We start from the raw sequence: 15226 nt of genomic DNA on the forward strand, positions 1-15226 counted from the left end.
AGCACTCGCAATCCCCAGGACGTCCCCATATCATTTCCCTTTAAACTCCGGTTTCCGCTTCTCCGCAAATGCGGCGAGCGCTTCCAACCGATCCTCTGTCGGAATCGTAATTTCATAAGCCTTCCGCTCGATTGCAAGCCCTGTCTGCAAATCGGCGTTCATCCCGTGTTTAATTGCAAACTTCGCTTGTTGCAACGCAATCGGTCCAGTTGTAAGCAGCTGCTCTATGAAACGATCTACTGTTTCTTGTAAAAAATTCACTGGAGCGACTCCCGTCAACATGCCGTACAAAAGAGCGTCTTCAGCTTTCAATCGTCTTGCCGTCAAAATGAGTTCCATCGCCTTCGCTTCACCGATCAGCCTCGGCAACCGCTGCGTCCCGCCAGCTCCCGGAATGATGGCAAGCCCCGTCTCCGTCAGCCCCATCAAAACCGAATCCGCCGCGAATCTGAAATCGCAAGCAAGCGCAAGCTCCATTCCGCCGCCGAACGCATAGCCATTCAACACCGCAATTGTCGGCTGCGGCAAATTCTCCACCATCGTGAACACTTCACCGATCTTGTAAATATTCCGCTTCACTTGCGAATCGGTGAGCGTCCGTCGTTCCTTCAAATCAGCCCCCACGCTGAATGCACGGTCCCCGGAGCCCGTAAAGACGACAACTCGGATATCGGGATTAATGCGGATTGACTCGATCACTTGTCCTAGTTCCGACAGCATATCGTAATTGAAAGCATTCATCGCTTCAGGGCGGTGCAACGTCACCTTCGCGACATGCCCCTTTTGTTCAAACAGTAGTGTTTCCATTATGAATTCCCCCATTTGCTTAAACTTTCTTCCAACATATCATTTTTCTACACCTGCCGCTATTATAATAGTTTGAAAATTAGTAGTAAAAGAGAACCAGTTTTGCTATACTGTTTTCATTGAGAGGTGGGAAAATGGAGTTACATATATTTGTAGGCAGGCAGCCGATTTTGGACAGCGAAGGGCGGATTTTTGGCTACGAACTGCTTTATCGCAACAGTGAACGGAACAGCTTCCCGGATATCGATCCCGAACAGGCGACAGTCCAATTGCTCGTCAATACGTTTCTGTCGATCGGCGTCGATCAAATTTCTGGCAACTCGAAGTCATTCATTAATTTTTCCGGTGAACTGCTCATTAAGGACATCTTTTCAAACTTGAAGCCGGAATGCGTCGTCATCGAAATTTTGGAGGACGTCGAAATCACTCCTGCGCTCATTTCTCGGATTAGGGAAATCAAGCAGGAAGGGTTTGAACTTGCGCTCGACGACTTCATCGTGCAAGACCAATACGCCTTACATACCGAACTTTTCGAGCTGATCGATTACGTGAAAGTCGACTTCCTCGCCGTCGATGAAAAGGGGAGACTTCCGATCGAGAAGTTCATCAAACAGTATCCGCATATTAAGTTGCTAGCGGAGAAAATCGAAACGGAAGAGCAGTTTCAAAATGCGAAAAGAAGCGGCTACGACCTGTTCCAAGGGTATTTTTTCGCAAAGCCCGAGATCATCAAAGGCGTCGAAATACCTGCGAACCTCAATCTGCATATGCAAATCATCAACAGATTGAATGACAGCGATCCTAACATCGATGAAATTGCAAATCTCATACTCCATGACATCTCACTGACGTATAAACTACTGCGATTCATCAACACGATGAACTTCAGCGTCCCGAAAAGCGTCGGCTCAGTAAAACAGGCGATCATTCTAATCGGCATGCGCGAACTGAGGAAATGGATGCGGATTTTAATGCTGCAGGATATTAGCGACCATTCATCGAGCGGCCGCGTTAAGGCACTCGTTTCCTATTCAATGTCGCGCGCGAAAATGTGTGAACTCGTCGCTGTCCGCACGGGGTATCCGAACGGGGACGAGCATTTCTTCGTCGGCCTGTTTTCGTTGCTCGACGTCATTATGAAGCGCAGCTGGGACGATGTTTTGCCGATGTTCCCGTTCTCAGATGAAGTGGCGGAAACATTGCAAGGAAAGCAGACCGACCTGACCCCTTACTTGGAACTTGCTATCGCAACAGAGCGGTTTGATTTTGATAAAATCGTTCAAATTGGCAACCGGTTAGGTGTGACGAAAAAGGAGCTCGTGGCATTCTCGAACAAAGCCAACCAGTGGGCGCGCATGCTCGAAAGATGAGCTGACAGGGCGTTTCTTTTCACCTGCATATGAAGTAGAATATGATGCAGGAGTTGATTAGTAGTGAAAACAGCAATTGTAACAGATAGTACGGCATATTTGCCGCCACAAATAATAGAGAAACTCGATATAAACATCATCTCTTTGACGGTGACGATCGACGGACAAGTGTATGACGAGGAAGTCGATCTGACGTCAGCGGATTTTTACGATAAAGTGCGCGGCGAAGGGCCGCTGCCGAAAACATCCCAGCCGCCGGTCGGGAAATTTGTCGAGCTGTTCGAATCATTGAAGGAGAATTATGACGCCATCATTTCGATCCATCTGTCAAGCGGCATAAGCGGCACGTACGCAGGCGCCGTCCAAGCAGGGGAAATGACGGAAGGCGTCGACGTCCGCGCATTCGACTCGGAACTGTCATGCTATATGCAAGGATTTTACGTCATCCGCGCAGCCGAAATGGCTAATGAAGGGGCCACTCCCGACGAAATCATGGCAGAGCTCGAGGAAATGAGAAAGACGATGCGCGCCTATTTCATGGTCAACGACCTCGCTCATTTGCAGCGTGGCGGCAGGCTTTCTAGCGCACAAGCGTTAATCGGCGGATTGCTCCAAGTGAAGCCGATCCTGCACTTCCAAGACAAAGTGATCGTCCCGTTCGAGAAAATTCGTACACGGAAAAAAGCGATGAAACGGATTGCAGACTTGCTCTCAGAAGACGCGGAAAGAATGCCGCTCGATGCAGCAATCATCCATGCCAATCGCCCAGAGGAAGCGGGAGCGTGGAAACAGGAGTTGGAAGAACGGATGCCCGACGTCAACTTCACGATCAGCCACTTCGGGCCTGTCATAGGCACACATTTAGGAGAAGGTTCGATGGGGCTTGGGTGGGTGAAACGAAAAACGTAAGCATTCGTATACAATAAAAAACAAAACTGGGGGTGTGGACATGACAAAACCATTCAATCCGGCAATCCGTGATTTCCTGGACGGCCGTATCTGGTTGCGCATGCATACCCCTTTTCCGCGTGAGGAAATTGACGCGCTTATAGATTCAGGCCAAATTCAAACAATCACAGGCATCGAAACAAAATCGACTTTCTTGAATAAAAAAAGACACTTCTGCAACAGGTGCGAAAACGACGATCCAACCCGCTTCACGACTTTCAATTGTGCCAAATGCGAAGGCCCGTGCACGTATTGCAGGCAATGTCTCAAAATGGGGCGAGTTTCTTCTTGCACGGAGCTCATCGTCTGGAACGGTGAGAAACCGGAATACCCGACGAACCATACGATTTCTTGGCAAGGCATACTCACGCCACATCAGCAAAAAGCATCCGTCGAATTGACCGAAAGTCAAAATAAACGGGTATCCCATCTTATCTACGCCGTCTGCGGATCAGGGAAGACGGAAATCCTGTTCCAGCCAATACATAAGCTGCTCATTGAAGGCAAACGAGTCTGCATTGCCGCACCTCGCGTCGATGTCATCCTCGAACTTGAACCGAGATTACGTGCAGCATTCCCAGATACAAAAATAGAAGCTTTGTACGGCGGCGCCAAGCCGACGATGGAAGCCTCACAGCTCGTCCTCGCGACAACCCACCAGCTATACAGATTCCGGCACGCATTCGACGCCGTCTTCGTCGACGAAGCGGACGCCTTCCCATATAAGGCGGATGCGACATTGCAGAGAGCTGTGAAAAAAGCTGTCAAAACGGGCTTCCCAGTCCATTACGTCACCGCCACCCCATCGGATAAGCTCCTATCGGAAATAAAACGGACGGGCTACGTCTCGATCATCAACCGCCGCTATCACGGCCATCCATTACCCGTCCCGACTTACACACCATTATGGAACTACGAAAAGCAAATCCGAAAAGGGACACTTCCGGAAAAGCTTGTCAAATGGACGGAACAGCGCCTTGCCAAGAAAGAACCGTTCCTCATCTTCTTCCATCATATCGGCTTAATGGAAGAAGCAGAGCCATTATTCCAACAGCTCGTCCCACGCATCCGCTCCGTCCATGCATCGCATCCAGACCGGAAAGAGCATGTGCAAGCATTGCGGAACAAAGAACTGCCGGGGCTACTCACAACAACAATCCTTGAACGTGGCATAACGATCCCGAATGTCCAAGTCGCAGTCGTCGGCGCAGAACAACAAATCTTCGACAAAGGTGCGCTCATCCAGATTGGCGGCAGGGTCGGCAGGTCGGCCGATTTTCCGTCCGGGGATTTCATCCTTTTCCATAACGGCATCACGTACGCGATGGACGAAGCGAAAGCCGAAATTCAGAAGTTGAATAAAGGAGGTGTCCGTACATGAAGTGCCTCCTTTGCGAACAGAAGCTGGAGACGACCCCAAGTTGGCAATCATTACTTGCAATCGAAAAGACACCTTTAATTTGCGAAGACTGTTCAAAAAGCTTCGGACGTGTCGACATAAAAGAGGCAGGGGATGTAGTCGATCACGTCACTTCCATCTATACATACAACGAACCGATGCGCGAATATCTACATCAATACAAATTTCTGCAAGACGTCGCGCTCGCAGGCGTATTCGCGAATGAACTGCGCGGGGAACTCGCCCGAAAAGACGCAATCATCATTCCGATTCCGATGCATCCGCAGAAGAAGATTGAGCGGACTTTTGCGCACATCGAGGAAATACTGACGGCGGCACGCATTTCATTCAAAGATCTACTCATCAAGACGAACACCGAAGTGATGGGGGAGAAGACGAGGGAAGAGCGGCTTTCCATGCGCAATTTATTCTCAATTAAACCCGGGAGTGACATCCAAAATACGACCTACATCCTCGTCGATGACATTTACACAACTGGCACGACACTCCGCCACGCCGCAACCATTCTAAAGGAAGCTGGCGCTAGTCGAGTTGAGGCGGTCACGCTCATCCGTGCCGAAAAATAGGAGGAAATCATCATGGCAGATTTAAGACATTGCCCGACATGCGGGGACTTTTTCAATTACACTGGAATCCGCGAAGTTTGCGCGAAATGCGCACGCGGCGAAGAAGAAATGTACGAGGAAGTATACCGCTTCCTAAGAAGACGCGAAAACCGCGCCGCAACAATTGAACGGATCGTCGAAGTGACAGGCGTCACCGAAACGCTGCTCCATAAATGGGTACGAAAAGGAAGACTTCAACCGGCGCTTTTCCCGAACCTCGGCTACCCATGCGACAACTGCGGCAAGCTGACGACGAAAGGAAAGTTGTGTGATGTCTGCACGGAGGAACTAAAAAGCGGCCTCCGCCAATTCGAAGCCGCCCAGGAATTCAGGGAAGCAATCAAGAAAAGTGAAACCGGCACATATTTGTCTGATAAACGAGATGAATAAGGAATCTATAGTGTTACGGCCATTACGTATCGCTGATTATGAAACAGTCCTCATTTGGAGCAAAGATGACCTATTCTGCTCCGCAAATGGATGGGAATTAAATCGAAACGAAGAAGAGTTATACGATTGGTGGATTCGTTGCGTAAACAACAAAGCCGAAGACTTCATTAGAATGGGTATCGAGTTCAACGGCAAATTTATTGGCTATGCCGACCTTGCAAATATAGTAGGAAACACCGCCGAAATCGGCATCGCAATCGGTGAATCTTCATTATGGGGAAAAGGTATCGGCTATCATTCAACGTTGAGCTTAATGAAGTACGCCTCCTCAAATCTAGGCATCACCGTTTTCAACGCAGAAACACACGAAACAAATACCCGCTCACGAAAAATGCTGCACAAGCTAGGATTCGAGGAAGTTAGCAGAATAGGCAGCGAAGAATACATAGGAGCGGAAACTCAACTTATACAGTATCGGCTGACGCCAAAAGTAATAACGCATAAATCCTGAGAAGCACGCATAATCGAAAAAGCCGACCCTCAAAAGTCGGTTTTTTCTCCCTTCTAAAGGGAACAATAAGCCAGGACCCCAAGGAAAAAAGCACAATTCCTGTTTTCCTCCAAAAGACCCTAAACGTTGTCACAAATCTGCCGAAATAAGAGATAAGACCATAAAACCGAAAGGAGCGAGTCAAATGAAAATCAATAAAATCAACATTCCTGCAATCAATCCGTACCGGACGAACCAAATAAAAGCCGAGCAGGTAAAGGAACAGGCGAAAATCAAAACAGATAAGCTTGAAATCTCTTCCGAAGCAAAGAAACTTTCCGAGACGTCTCCGATTACGACAGAACGAAACGAACGCGTGCAACAGTTGAAAGCGCAAATCGAATCAGGGAACTACAAAGTGGACCCTGAAAAACTCGCTTCCAACTTGATCAAGTACTACAAAAAATAACGACTTACGAAAGCAGGGGTCTCCATGTCCATCGACACAATCCTAGCCATATTCGACAACTTGGAAAAATTGCATAAGAGCCTGCTTCGCATCGCAAACGAAAAAACGACGCTCATTAAAAACGGCGACATCAAAGGCATCGACCAGCTGATGAAAGAAGAGCAGGCTCATCTTGCAGCCATCGTCCAAATGGACAACGACCGGCAAAAAGCGGTCATCGCATACCTAAAGGGACAAGGACGTCCCGTGCCGATGAACCCGACAATCGCCAACCTGATCGATGCAGTTCCCGTACCGGAAAAGAAACAACTTGTGGAGGCGAAGGACCGTCTCCTGCATGCGATTCATGAATTGAAATGGCAAAACGACCTGAACCAGAAACTGACATACCAATCCCTTCAATTCGTGAATCTTTCGCTGGACATGATCCGCCCGCGTCTGGAATCGGCAACCTACTCAAAAACTGAAATCAACGGCAGAAAAGAGAAGAAGGACATACCGAACTTCGACTCGCAAGCCTAAGGAGGAACACTCACCATGCGCTCCACATTCATGGGACTCGAAACAAACAAACGCGGCTTGTTCACACAACAATCCGGCTTATATACAACAGGCCACAACATCAGCAACGCCAACACACTCGGCTACTCCCGACAACGCGTCAACATGCAAGCAACAGCCGGCTTCCCAGGCGTCGGCCTCAACACACCAACAATGCCCGGCTTCCTCGGAACTGGTGTCGAAGCAGGATCGATTCAACGTATCCGTGATGGATTCGTTGACCAGCAGTTCAGACAAGAATCGAATAAGCTCGGCTATTGGGAATCAAGATCGAAAGCAATTTCGCAAATGGAAGACGTCCTAGCAGAACCGTCCGCATACGGCCTGCAACAATCATTGAGCGAATTCTGGTCATCGTTGCAGACACTTGCAGCTAATCCCGAAAACGGGGGCGCACGTGCAGTTGTGGTACAACGCGGGGAAGCAGTGGCGGATTCATTCAACTACATGCACAAATCTTTGACCGAAATTCAAACGAATCTTGGCAAGGAAATCGGCGTAGCCACAAAAGACATCAACTCCATGCTCGAACAGATCGCAGACTTAAACCGTCAAATTGCGCAAGTAGAACCGAACGGCTATATGCCGAATGATTTGTATGATGCACGGGATATGTTGTTGGATGAACTATCAAGCTATGTACCAATTGAAACGACATATGAAAAATCCGGTGGACGTACTTTGCCGATTGCGGAAGGTACGGTGACTGTATCTTTAAAAATGAAAAATGGTCCTGCTATTGAAATCGTAAAAGGTAAGGAGTTTGGAGAAATACAGCCTAACCCTTCAACACTAATCGATCCAACTAAAAATGAAAATATAGCTATTACTGGAATGACAATAAAAGATGCAAGCGGAACGACAGCTGATTACCCTCATTCAACTTTCCTGGATTCAGGAAGATTAAAATCGCTTGTCGATTCATACGGGTATACCGATGGGAACACAACAAAAGGTCTCTATCCGGATATGATAGCTGAGCTGAATAAAATGGCAGCTGCTTTCGCTAATGAAATGAATAAAGTTCATACTTCCGGCACGGATCTACGTGGCAATCTAGGCACTAATTTCTTTGACGGGAAAGTACCTGGAGATCCTTTTACAGCTGGAAACATTGTTGTCAATGACCAACTTAAAAAAGACCCGAATTTAGTGGCAGCTTCAGACTCTTCCGCTGGTTCGGCAGAAGTTGGAAATGGAAAAAATGCGAAAGCACTAGCCGATGTTCAATTTAGTGGATTAACAGCTCTAGGTGGGTCAACGATTCAAACCTATTACTCGGGAGTCATAGGGAAATTAGGAGTCGATGGACAACAAGCGGAGCGTCTTACATTTAACACGACAACACTACTTGGAGCTGTCTCCCACCGAAGAGACTCCATCAGTTCCGTCTCACTAGATGAAGAAATGACCGACATGATTAAATTCCAACAGGCGTATAATGCTTCTGCTCGGATGATTACAGTCGTAGACGAAACACTCGACAAAATCATCAATGGCATGGGTGTAGTCGGTCGATAAGAAGGGGGAAACAAATTAAATGCGCGTAACACAATCAATGCTATCCAACAACATGCTCCGTAACTTATCGACGAGCTACAATAAAATGGGCAAACTGCAAGAACAGCTCAGCTCCGGAAAGAAAGTGAACCGTCCATCCGATGATCCTGTCGTCGTCATGAAAGGCATGGGCTACCGGATGCAAGTAGACAAAGTCGCCACTTACCAAAAGAATCTTGGTGAAGTGAACAACTGGCTCGACAGCTCCGATGACGCATTGGACGGAGTCGGACAAGCTTTACATCGTGCGAAAGAGCTCGTAACGAATGCAGCGAACACAGGGGCAATGACACCTGAAGACCGTGATAAGATTAAAATCGAATTGGATCAGCTTCGTGAGCAAATAAGAGATCTAGCTAATACAAAAGTTGGGGATAAACATATTTTCAGTGGAACGAAAACTGACACTCCACTTTTCGATAAAACGAATAATACCTATCCGACAGATTCAACAGGGTTTGCAAAAGATGTAAATATAGAAGTGTTTGATGGAGTTTCATTGAAAGTAAACACGAGTGCAATTGATTTATTCAAAGGAATCGATGATGTATTTAACAGTATTACTGCAGAAGGTGATGACGTGAATTTTGGCGCTGCTATCAAGGATTTTGAAGATCAAATGGATGCGGTCCTAACAGCCCGCGCGGACATCGGGGCACGCTCCAACCGCGCAGAACTGATGAACAACCGTCTTGAAATGCAAGAAGGCGCAGCAAAAAGACAGCAATCCGAAAACGAAGACATCGACTACGAAAAGGTGATCACTGAAATGATCACCCAAGAATCGATTCATCGTGCTGCTCTATCTGTCGGCGCACGCATAATTCAACCATCACTAGTAGACTTTTTACGATAATCAATATGAAAGCGTTTGGAAGAACTCCGAACGCCTTTTAAAAAGGTGAAGCCAATGAACATCCCACAATTGCAAATCCAAACGACACGCGGCATTCTAGGACTTCAAATTGATAAACCGGTCCAGGAAATCGAGCAGCCAAGAGCAACGCTCACCCAGGAACAACCTGCTGCCAGCCTGGAAATATCTACGTCAAGACCGCAACTTTCATTGGATACGACCGAAGTTCGTGCGGATGTTGATTTGAAAAGCCCACTAAGACGTTCAGCTGAAAATGCTCAATACGGACACCAAAGTGTCATGGAAGGCATCGCACGCCGAGCGCAAGAAGGCCAACAACTCGTCCAAATCGAAAAAGGCGGTAATGCAATAGTCGATATTGCCAAGCAGAACGGCACACCACCGCAAAAGCAACTAGATATCAAATTTGTTGGTGACAGATCGAAAATCAAAATGGCTTTTCAACCGGGCTCTCTTTCAGTTAATGCAACACCTCAAAAGGCAATCAACGACGTCCAACTCAATAAACCGATTCATAACTACACACCTGGCAAAGTAACCGGAGTTATGGAACAACACCCTTCTATCCAAATTGATTGGAAGATATGAAGAACGTCATCTAAACGTTCTTTTTTTATGCAAGAAAACAGTAACATGCTATGCTATTTGATAAGAATAGTATGGACTTCAAGAGGTATCCCAACAAAGGAGCGACAGACATGCACATCCAAACAAAATTCCACGGTGATATTAAAATTAATTCCGACCAAATATGGAACTTCCCTAAAGGCATTCCAGGATTTGAAGAGGAAAAGGAATTCGTCCTTCTTCCTATTGCAGGAAATGATATGTTCCAAGTATTGCAGTCATCCAATACACCATCAGTTGCGTTCATCGTCACAAACCCTTACACGCTAGTTGATGACTATTCATTCGACATCGATGAACCGACAGTTGAACTGCTAAACATTGAAAAACCGGAAGATGTATTTGTACTCGGTATTCTCACACTCAAACAACCATTCGAAACTTCAACAATCAACTTGCAAGCGCCACTAATTTTCCAAATGAATAACAGAACCGCAAGACAGATGATCATAAACGACAACCGCTTCGCATCTCGACACACAATTGGTCGATCGAAGGAGGCAAAATAATATGCTAGTCCTCTCTCGTAAAACAAATGAAACGATAAAAATCGGTGATGACATCGAAATTCGTATCCTTGAAGTAAAAGGCGACACAATTCGCATCGGGATTGAAGCTCCAAAAAGTGTAGATATCCTTAGGGGCGAACTTGTGGAGTCGATTACTGAGTCAAATACAGAGGCTCTCACCTTAGATGCTACACTCTTTAACCAGCTAACAAAGAAAGAATGAAAACCACAGAGATGCCTGGCAACCCTTCAGGCATCCATTTTTGATTACACTGCAATACCTTCCACAAAATAAATCAAAATCCCACAAAATCTTTCAGAAAACGCTAAACTCCTAACGAACTTGTCCGATACTAATATTGTAAGCGGCAGTAACGAGTTCGGCCGGCTCTTACTCCGTGAGCAATAACTATTTAGGGTCACAAGGACGTGAACCCATAAACACTCAAGGAGGAAATTATAATGAGAATTAACCACAACATTGCGGCGCTTAACACACACCGCCAACTAGGTGCGAACAACACTCAAGCATCTAAAAACCTAGAAAAACTATCTTCAGGACTTAAAATCAACCGTGCAGGAGACGACGCAGCAGGTCTAGCAATCTCCGAAAAAATGCGTGGACAAATTCGTGGTTTGGATATGGCTCAAAAGAATGCACAAGACGGTATTTCTTTGATTCAAACCGCTGAAGGTGCTTTGAATGAAACACATGCAATTCTACAACGCATGCGTGAATTGACTGTTCAATCACAAAATGATACTAATACTAATGACGACCGTGATGCACTAAACAAAGAGTACCAAGCACTATCAACCGAAATTACTCGTATTGGGGATACTACTGAATTCAATAAGCAGAAGCTATTAAATAGTTCTTTAAGCTCAAGTGTTGCAACTGTTGGATCTGACTTATCCACAGATAATGGTATTGTTACTATCAAGTCTAATGGTGCTGAAGTTCTTGCTGGATATGAAGTTACAGTAGACGGATCTGAAATTACACTTAGCAATGGTGCAGGCAAGTCTGAAACAATTAACTTCGGTGGTGCACCTACAGGTTTTGATACAAAAGAAATCAACTTTGGTTCTTTAGGAATTAGCATCGAAATTAATAGTAGTATTACAGACATCGCAGCTAATAATACATTCGATATCGCTGCTACAGGTTCTATAGAATTGCAAATAGGTGCTAATAGTGGCCAGAAAATGACTGTAACTATTGGTGATATGCGCTCTACTGCTCTTGGTAATGGAACAAAGATAAGTGCAACAAGTATTGATACAAAAGCGAATGCCAATACAGCTTTAGATTCAATTGATAAAGCTATTGAACAAGTTTCAAGTGAACGAGCTAACCTCGGGGCATTCCAAAACCGCCTAGAGCACACAATTAACAACCTCGGAACTTCTTCCGAAAACCTAACAGCTGCGGAATCACGTATCCGCGACGTTGATATGGCGAAAGAAATGATGGAGTTCACAAAGAACAACATCCTTACTCAAGCAGCACAAGCAATGTTGGCTCAAGCACAACAAACCCCGCAAGGAGTACTACAACTTCTTCGGTAATGTTGTAACGGGCGTCTAATTTGGTAACGAGTTAGATGATCACTGGGTGAATTGCTGGAACCTCCTGAGAGCTCTTCTGCCACAGCGGAACTGGAAACGGTAAACGTGACGGCTTGAAAAACGGAGAGATTGGACAATCAGCAGCGAAGCCCCTGTCGGGAAACCGTGGGGAACGTTCAACGACTAGGATATACCGTCTAAGGCGTACGCTATGGCGATGAAATCCGTAGGGTGTTACGAGTCGTAACATTCGAAGTGCCCAGCCCCTACAAGGCAACTTGAGGGTGAAGATATAGTCTATACCATGATTGAAAGACATGGAGGCATAGCAAGCCAACCAACAACCACAAGGCGTACTTCAACTTCTACGTTAATCTGGTTAATAAAACGCGGTCCGGAGTTTCCAACCGCGTTTTTTATTAATTTATTTGTACTAGAAAAGGAATGAAAAATATTTTCCACAATAACAACTAGCTAAACAAAGGAGTGTCGCCTAAGGTAATCAGATAAATTATTATCAAGCAATAGATTTAATTACCTCGACCGATTCCTTATTAATTTCTCTCCACTTATAGACCACTGACCAATAACTTCTCTGCAGAAGTTCCGCAATGTCTTTATCCCTATAACCAATAAGTTTTAGCCTAATCAATAATTCAATATCCTCCTCAGAATATGTCTTACTCCTATCATTTGAACTTGCAATCACGTCATAATCAGGAAATTTTGCAGCCCATTCATTCATTTCCTTGTTAAATCTGAAATCCCAGTTAGTTTTATAATACATAGATGGACATGAGAGAATAACTGGTCGTATTGCTTGAAAAAAATTGAAAGTTGCCTTTACAGTGGTTGTCTTTAATACATATCCTGAGCCATCTTTTCTTCTACTCATGGCAAGATTGACATTAAAATGCTCTCGAATGTGATCTCTAAGAAGTTGTAAATCTGTTTTTGTAAAGGATTGCAAATAAAGATAAATATGGGGAGTGAGATAGATTTTCTTTAATCGATGGTTTACTCGGCTAGTAATGGATAAGGAACCGTCATCCATGTACAATACGGCTAAGAAGTGGGGCAGTGTACACATTTTTATAATTTCCATGGGAATTCGTTTTGCACGGTCTTCATAGAAGATTTGTTCAAGCTCTGTGAATAGTGGCTGGGATTTAGAGAGTACTTCATTCTTTCCATTATTTAAATAAAAAAGGTCTTGTAAAAAGGATATTTTCCATTGTCGATATTCCAATTGAGCATGGCTGAAATGTTCCCGATAATTGCTGTTTACTCGTCTGGATTTTCCCGATATTTTCGTAAGTGTTCCGTCACCTAAGATGCTTGCGAATAAGACATTTGATTGGATCGGTGAAAGCAGCTCATTATATAAATACAAAGTTTCACTTCCTTTAAATATTCATCAATCGAACATATAGTCTATTTTATCATATTGATTCCTTGAGAGATACCTAAAAACAGAGTATTTTGTATATTTGAGTGAAGGTTATAAAAAATATTTCACTAACCTGTATCCTTTTCCAAAAGAACACTCTATATAGCAAGTGAAGTGACATCATCGGCAGCTTTGCGCAGGAATTGGGATCAGCTTGTAGCGCAAGTGAAGCAGGAGCACCAGATACACAGAGGACAAGTTCATTATCTGCCGAAAAGGCGAGTGGACGAATTTGTATTGGATTTGACAAAAGGAGAAGCATAGTAAGTTAAAATGCACTGAAATAATGTCCATACTAACCGATATAAACAAAAGCACCGCAAATTTGGTTTTAATGGAGGCAACAATTTTGCTATTAATTATCGGAGAACAACATATTGAGTATAAAGAAAAGCTCGCAGTGGAAGAAGTGATTGAACGGATTAATGAGAGCTTGACGGAAGGCTATTATTTCAGCCATTTTATTGCCGATGGCAAAGAAGTTTACGATGAGCATGAGGAGTATTTGGAGAGCAACTTGAACGATATCAAGGAGCTACAGGTTGTCATTAAGACAGAGAAGGAATTCATGAATGATGTCCTTCTATCGGCAGAGGAGTATTTGCAACGTGCGATTCCGGAAGTGAACACACTTGTCAATGACTTCAATCGTGTTCCGACAGGAGAGACGTGGGGCAAGTTTGATATGCTGTTAGGCGGGATGGAATGGCTGAATGATATGCTGAAAGTGGTTTGTACAAGCAAGGAACGCCCATCAAACTGGGAAACTTACCATCAATTGAAGTCCAACATGCAAGCCGAGTTATCCAAGCTTGGAAAAGCGGTTGAAAAGAAGAACAGCAATCAAATTTCTGCAATCATTAAGAATGGTCTGTTGCCGATTTTTGAACAACTGGAAAAGGAATTTGGAGAGACAATCGATTCGGAGTTTATCCGTAGGAATTTAAACTAATTATATAAGCAAGGATAATTCTATAATGAAAAAATCAGCTATTCAAAAAAGAGTGTATATCCCACTCGCCTTGGATAGCTGATTTTTTGTTTCTCTAAGGCATTTCATTACTAAACTGAACTTTAGATATTCCTAACGAAGCTCTGCTTCCTCTCTTAGTTTTTTCTTAGGTACATTTGCTAGATTGCAAGTTGAGTTTATTATGGTAGTATATAACTATGAAGGAAGTACCGTTTTGGAGGCGGAAGTATGAGAAGAGTATTGTCAGTGTTACTAGGTCTTTTTGGATGCGCTATGGCAATTGGTTTATCTATATTTGCATTAATTGCTGGAGAGTCGACCGGCATGTTTGTTGCTACGGAGACAGGTAAAATTTCAATATTGTATAGTGGTTTAGCATTAATTGGTTTCATGATTATTAAATCTAAACCTAAACTAGGTGGTTGGTTAATGATTATAGGAGGAATTGTCATCTTTGGCCAATTTAAAGAACAAAATTTAGGTTTAATTGCTACTATCCCCTTGCTACTATCGGCGATTATTGGTATGACCGTTAAGTCGAAAAAAAGAGTAATAGTAAAAAGTTGAGCAATTAGTAGATGAATAGACCTTTAAATAT

18 protein-coding genes are annotated in these 15226 nt (G+C 44.5%); 16 read left to right on the plus strand and 2 right to left on the minus strand.

The window, feature by feature from the left end; all coding sequences use genetic code 11:
- Window positions 1–30: 30 nt before the first annotated feature.
- Window positions 31–807: an enoyl-CoA hydratase-related protein gene (locus NIT04_RS04330; protein WP_252502372.1), complete on the minus strand. Its 777-nt coding sequence runs from the start codon at window positions 805–807 to the stop codon at window positions 31–33.
- Between the two features lie 134 nt (window positions 808–941).
- Between NIT04_RS04330 and NIT04_RS04335 the strand changes: the two genes are divergently transcribed.
- From NIT04_RS04335 to NIT04_RS04400, 14 genes are all read left to right on the plus strand, one after another.
- Entirely contained in the window at window positions 942–2177 is a 1236-nt protein-coding gene (locus NIT04_RS04335; protein ID WP_252502373.1) for an EAL and HDOD domain-containing protein, read from the plus strand.
- Window positions 2178–2240: 63 nt separating this feature from the next.
- Window positions 2241–3086 carry a DegV family protein gene (locus NIT04_RS04340; RefSeq protein WP_252502374.1) on the plus strand — a complete coding sequence of 282 codons (846 nt, stop codon included), beginning with the start codon at window positions 2241–2243 and terminating at the stop codon, window positions 3084–3086.
- 40 nt (window positions 3087–3126) lie between these two features.
- Complete coding sequence (locus NIT04_RS04345; protein WP_252502375.1) at window positions 3127–4506, plus strand: DEAD/DEAH box helicase; 1380 nt, start codon at window positions 3127–3129, stop codon at window positions 4504–4506.
- Window positions 4503–5111 carry a ComF family protein gene (locus tag NIT04_RS04350; protein ID WP_252502376.1) on the plus strand — a complete coding sequence of 203 codons (609 nt, stop codon included), beginning with the start codon at window positions 4503–4505 and terminating at the stop codon, window positions 5109–5111. The genes NIT04_RS04345 and NIT04_RS04350 overlap by 4 nt, the downstream gene beginning before the upstream one ends.
- 12 nt (window positions 5112–5123) lie before the next feature.
- Window positions 5124–5540 carry a TIGR03826 family flagellar region protein gene (locus NIT04_RS04355; RefSeq protein WP_252502377.1) on the plus strand — a complete coding sequence of 139 codons (417 nt, stop codon included), beginning with the start codon at window positions 5124–5126 and terminating at the stop codon, window positions 5538–5540.
- A gap of 10 nt (window positions 5541–5550) precedes the next feature.
- Window positions 5551–6051 carry a GNAT family N-acetyltransferase gene (locus NIT04_RS04360; RefSeq protein WP_252502378.1) on the plus strand — a complete coding sequence of 167 codons (501 nt, stop codon included), beginning with the start codon at window positions 5551–5553 and terminating at the stop codon, window positions 6049–6051.
- A gap of 184 nt (window positions 6052–6235) precedes the next feature.
- A complete protein-coding gene (gene flgM, locus NIT04_RS04365) occupies window positions 6236–6499 on the plus strand; it encodes a flagellar biosynthesis anti-sigma factor FlgM (protein WP_252502379.1) in 264 nt (87 codons plus the stop codon).
- A gap of 24 nt (window positions 6500–6523) precedes the next feature.
- Window positions 6524–7021, plus strand: a complete 498-nt coding sequence (locus tag NIT04_RS04370; RefSeq protein ID WP_252502380.1) for a flagellar protein FlgN — start codon at window positions 6524–6526, stop codon at window positions 7019–7021.
- A gap of 15 nt (window positions 7022–7036) precedes the next feature.
- Window positions 7037–8581: a flagellar hook-associated protein FlgK gene (gene flgK / locus NIT04_RS04375; protein ID WP_252502381.1), complete on the plus strand. Its 1545-nt coding sequence runs from the start codon at window positions 7037–7039 to the stop codon at window positions 8579–8581.
- Between the two features lie 19 nt (window positions 8582–8600).
- Window positions 8601–9476: a flagellar hook-associated protein FlgL gene (gene flgL / locus NIT04_RS04380; protein WP_252502382.1), complete on the plus strand. Its 876-nt coding sequence runs from the start codon at window positions 8601–8603 to the stop codon at window positions 9474–9476.
- 54 nt (window positions 9477–9530) lie between these two features.
- A complete protein-coding gene (locus NIT04_RS04385; protein WP_252502383.1) occupies window positions 9531–10085 on the plus strand; it encodes a DUF6470 family protein in 555 nt (184 codons plus the stop codon).
- A gap of 110 nt (window positions 10086–10195) precedes the next feature.
- A complete protein-coding gene (fliW, locus tag NIT04_RS04390) occupies window positions 10196–10633 on the plus strand; it encodes a flagellar assembly protein FliW (RefSeq protein WP_252502384.1) in 438 nt (145 codons plus the stop codon).
- Window position 10634: 1 nt separating this feature from the next.
- Window positions 10635–10856 carry a carbon storage regulator CsrA gene (gene csrA, locus NIT04_RS04395; RefSeq protein ID WP_252502385.1) on the plus strand — a complete coding sequence of 74 codons (222 nt, stop codon included), beginning with the start codon at window positions 10635–10637 and terminating at the stop codon, window positions 10854–10856.
- Window positions 10857–11095: 239 nt separating this feature from the next.
- Complete coding sequence (locus tag NIT04_RS04400) at window positions 11096–12205, plus strand: flagellin (RefSeq protein WP_252502386.1); 1110 nt, start codon at window positions 11096–11098, stop codon at window positions 12203–12205.
- 517 nt (window positions 12206–12722) lie between these two features.
- Here NIT04_RS04400 and NIT04_RS04405 read toward each other — a convergent pair.
- Window positions 12723–13598: a DNA endonuclease gene (locus NIT04_RS04405; protein WP_252502387.1), complete on the minus strand. Its 876-nt coding sequence runs from the start codon at window positions 13596–13598 to the stop codon at window positions 12723–12725.
- Between the two features lie 406 nt (window positions 13599–14004).
- Here NIT04_RS04405 and NIT04_RS04410 point away from each other — a divergent pair, with 406 nt between their 5' ends.
- Entirely contained in the window at window positions 14005–14607 is a 603-nt protein-coding gene (locus NIT04_RS04410; protein WP_252502388.1) for a hypothetical protein, read from the plus strand.
- Between the two features lie 249 nt (window positions 14608–14856).
- A complete protein-coding gene (locus tag NIT04_RS04415) occupies window positions 14857–15195 on the plus strand; it encodes a hypothetical protein (protein ID WP_252502389.1) in 339 nt (112 codons plus the stop codon).
- Window positions 15196–15226: the final 31 nt, after the last annotated feature.

Origin of the sequence: Sporosarcina sp. Marseille-Q4943, assembly GCF_943736995.1 — a bacterium.
Classification (GTDB): domain Bacteria; phylum Bacillota; class Bacilli; order Bacillales_A; family Planococcaceae; genus Sporosarcina.

What these genes read in the sequence shown, in the direction of transcription:
- NIT04_RS04330 (WP_252502372.1), bottom strand. Translation starts at nt 807, where the DNA reads ATGGAAACACTACTGTTTGAACAAAAGGGGCATGTCGCGAAGGTGACG.
- NIT04_RS04335 (WP_252502373.1), top strand. Translation starts at nt 942, where the DNA reads ATGGAGTTACATATATTTGTAGGCAGGCAGCCGATTTTGGACAGCGAA.
- NIT04_RS04345 (WP_252502375.1), top strand. Translation starts at nt 3,127, where the DNA reads ATGACAAAACCATTCAATCCGGCAATCCGTGATTTCCTGGACGGCCGT.
- NIT04_RS04350 (WP_252502376.1), top strand. Translation starts at nt 4,503, where the DNA reads ATGAAGTGCCTCCTTTGCGAACAGAAGCTGGAGACGACCCCAAGTTGG.
- NIT04_RS04355 (WP_252502377.1), top strand. Translation starts at nt 5,124, where the DNA reads ATGGCAGATTTAAGACATTGCCCGACATGCGGGGACTTTTTCAATTAC.
- flgM (WP_252502379.1), top strand. Translation starts at nt 6,236, where the DNA reads ATGAAAATCAATAAAATCAACATTCCTGCAATCAATCCGTACCGGACG.
- NIT04_RS04370 (WP_252502380.1), top strand. Translation starts at nt 6,524, where the DNA reads ATGTCCATCGACACAATCCTAGCCATATTCGACAACTTGGAAAAATTG.
- flgK (WP_252502381.1), top strand. Translation starts at nt 7,037, where the DNA reads ATGCGCTCCACATTCATGGGACTCGAAACAAACAAACGCGGCTTGTTC.
- flgL (WP_252502382.1), top strand. Translation starts at nt 8,601, where the DNA reads ATGCGCGTAACACAATCAATGCTATCCAACAACATGCTCCGTAACTTA.
- NIT04_RS04385 (WP_252502383.1), top strand. Translation starts at nt 9,531, where the DNA reads ATGAACATCCCACAATTGCAAATCCAAACGACACGCGGCATTCTAGGA.
- fliW (WP_252502384.1), top strand. Translation starts at nt 10,196, where the DNA reads ATGCACATCCAAACAAAATTCCACGGTGATATTAAAATTAATTCCGAC.
- csrA (WP_252502385.1), top strand. Translation starts at nt 10,635, where the DNA reads ATGCTAGTCCTCTCTCGTAAAACAAATGAAACGATAAAAATCGGTGAT.
- NIT04_RS04400 (WP_252502386.1), top strand. Translation starts at nt 11,096, where the DNA reads ATGAGAATTAACCACAACATTGCGGCGCTTAACACACACCGCCAACTA.
- NIT04_RS04415 (WP_252502389.1), top strand. Translation starts at nt 14,857, where the DNA reads ATGAGAAGAGTATTGTCAGTGTTACTAGGTCTTTTTGGATGCGCTATG.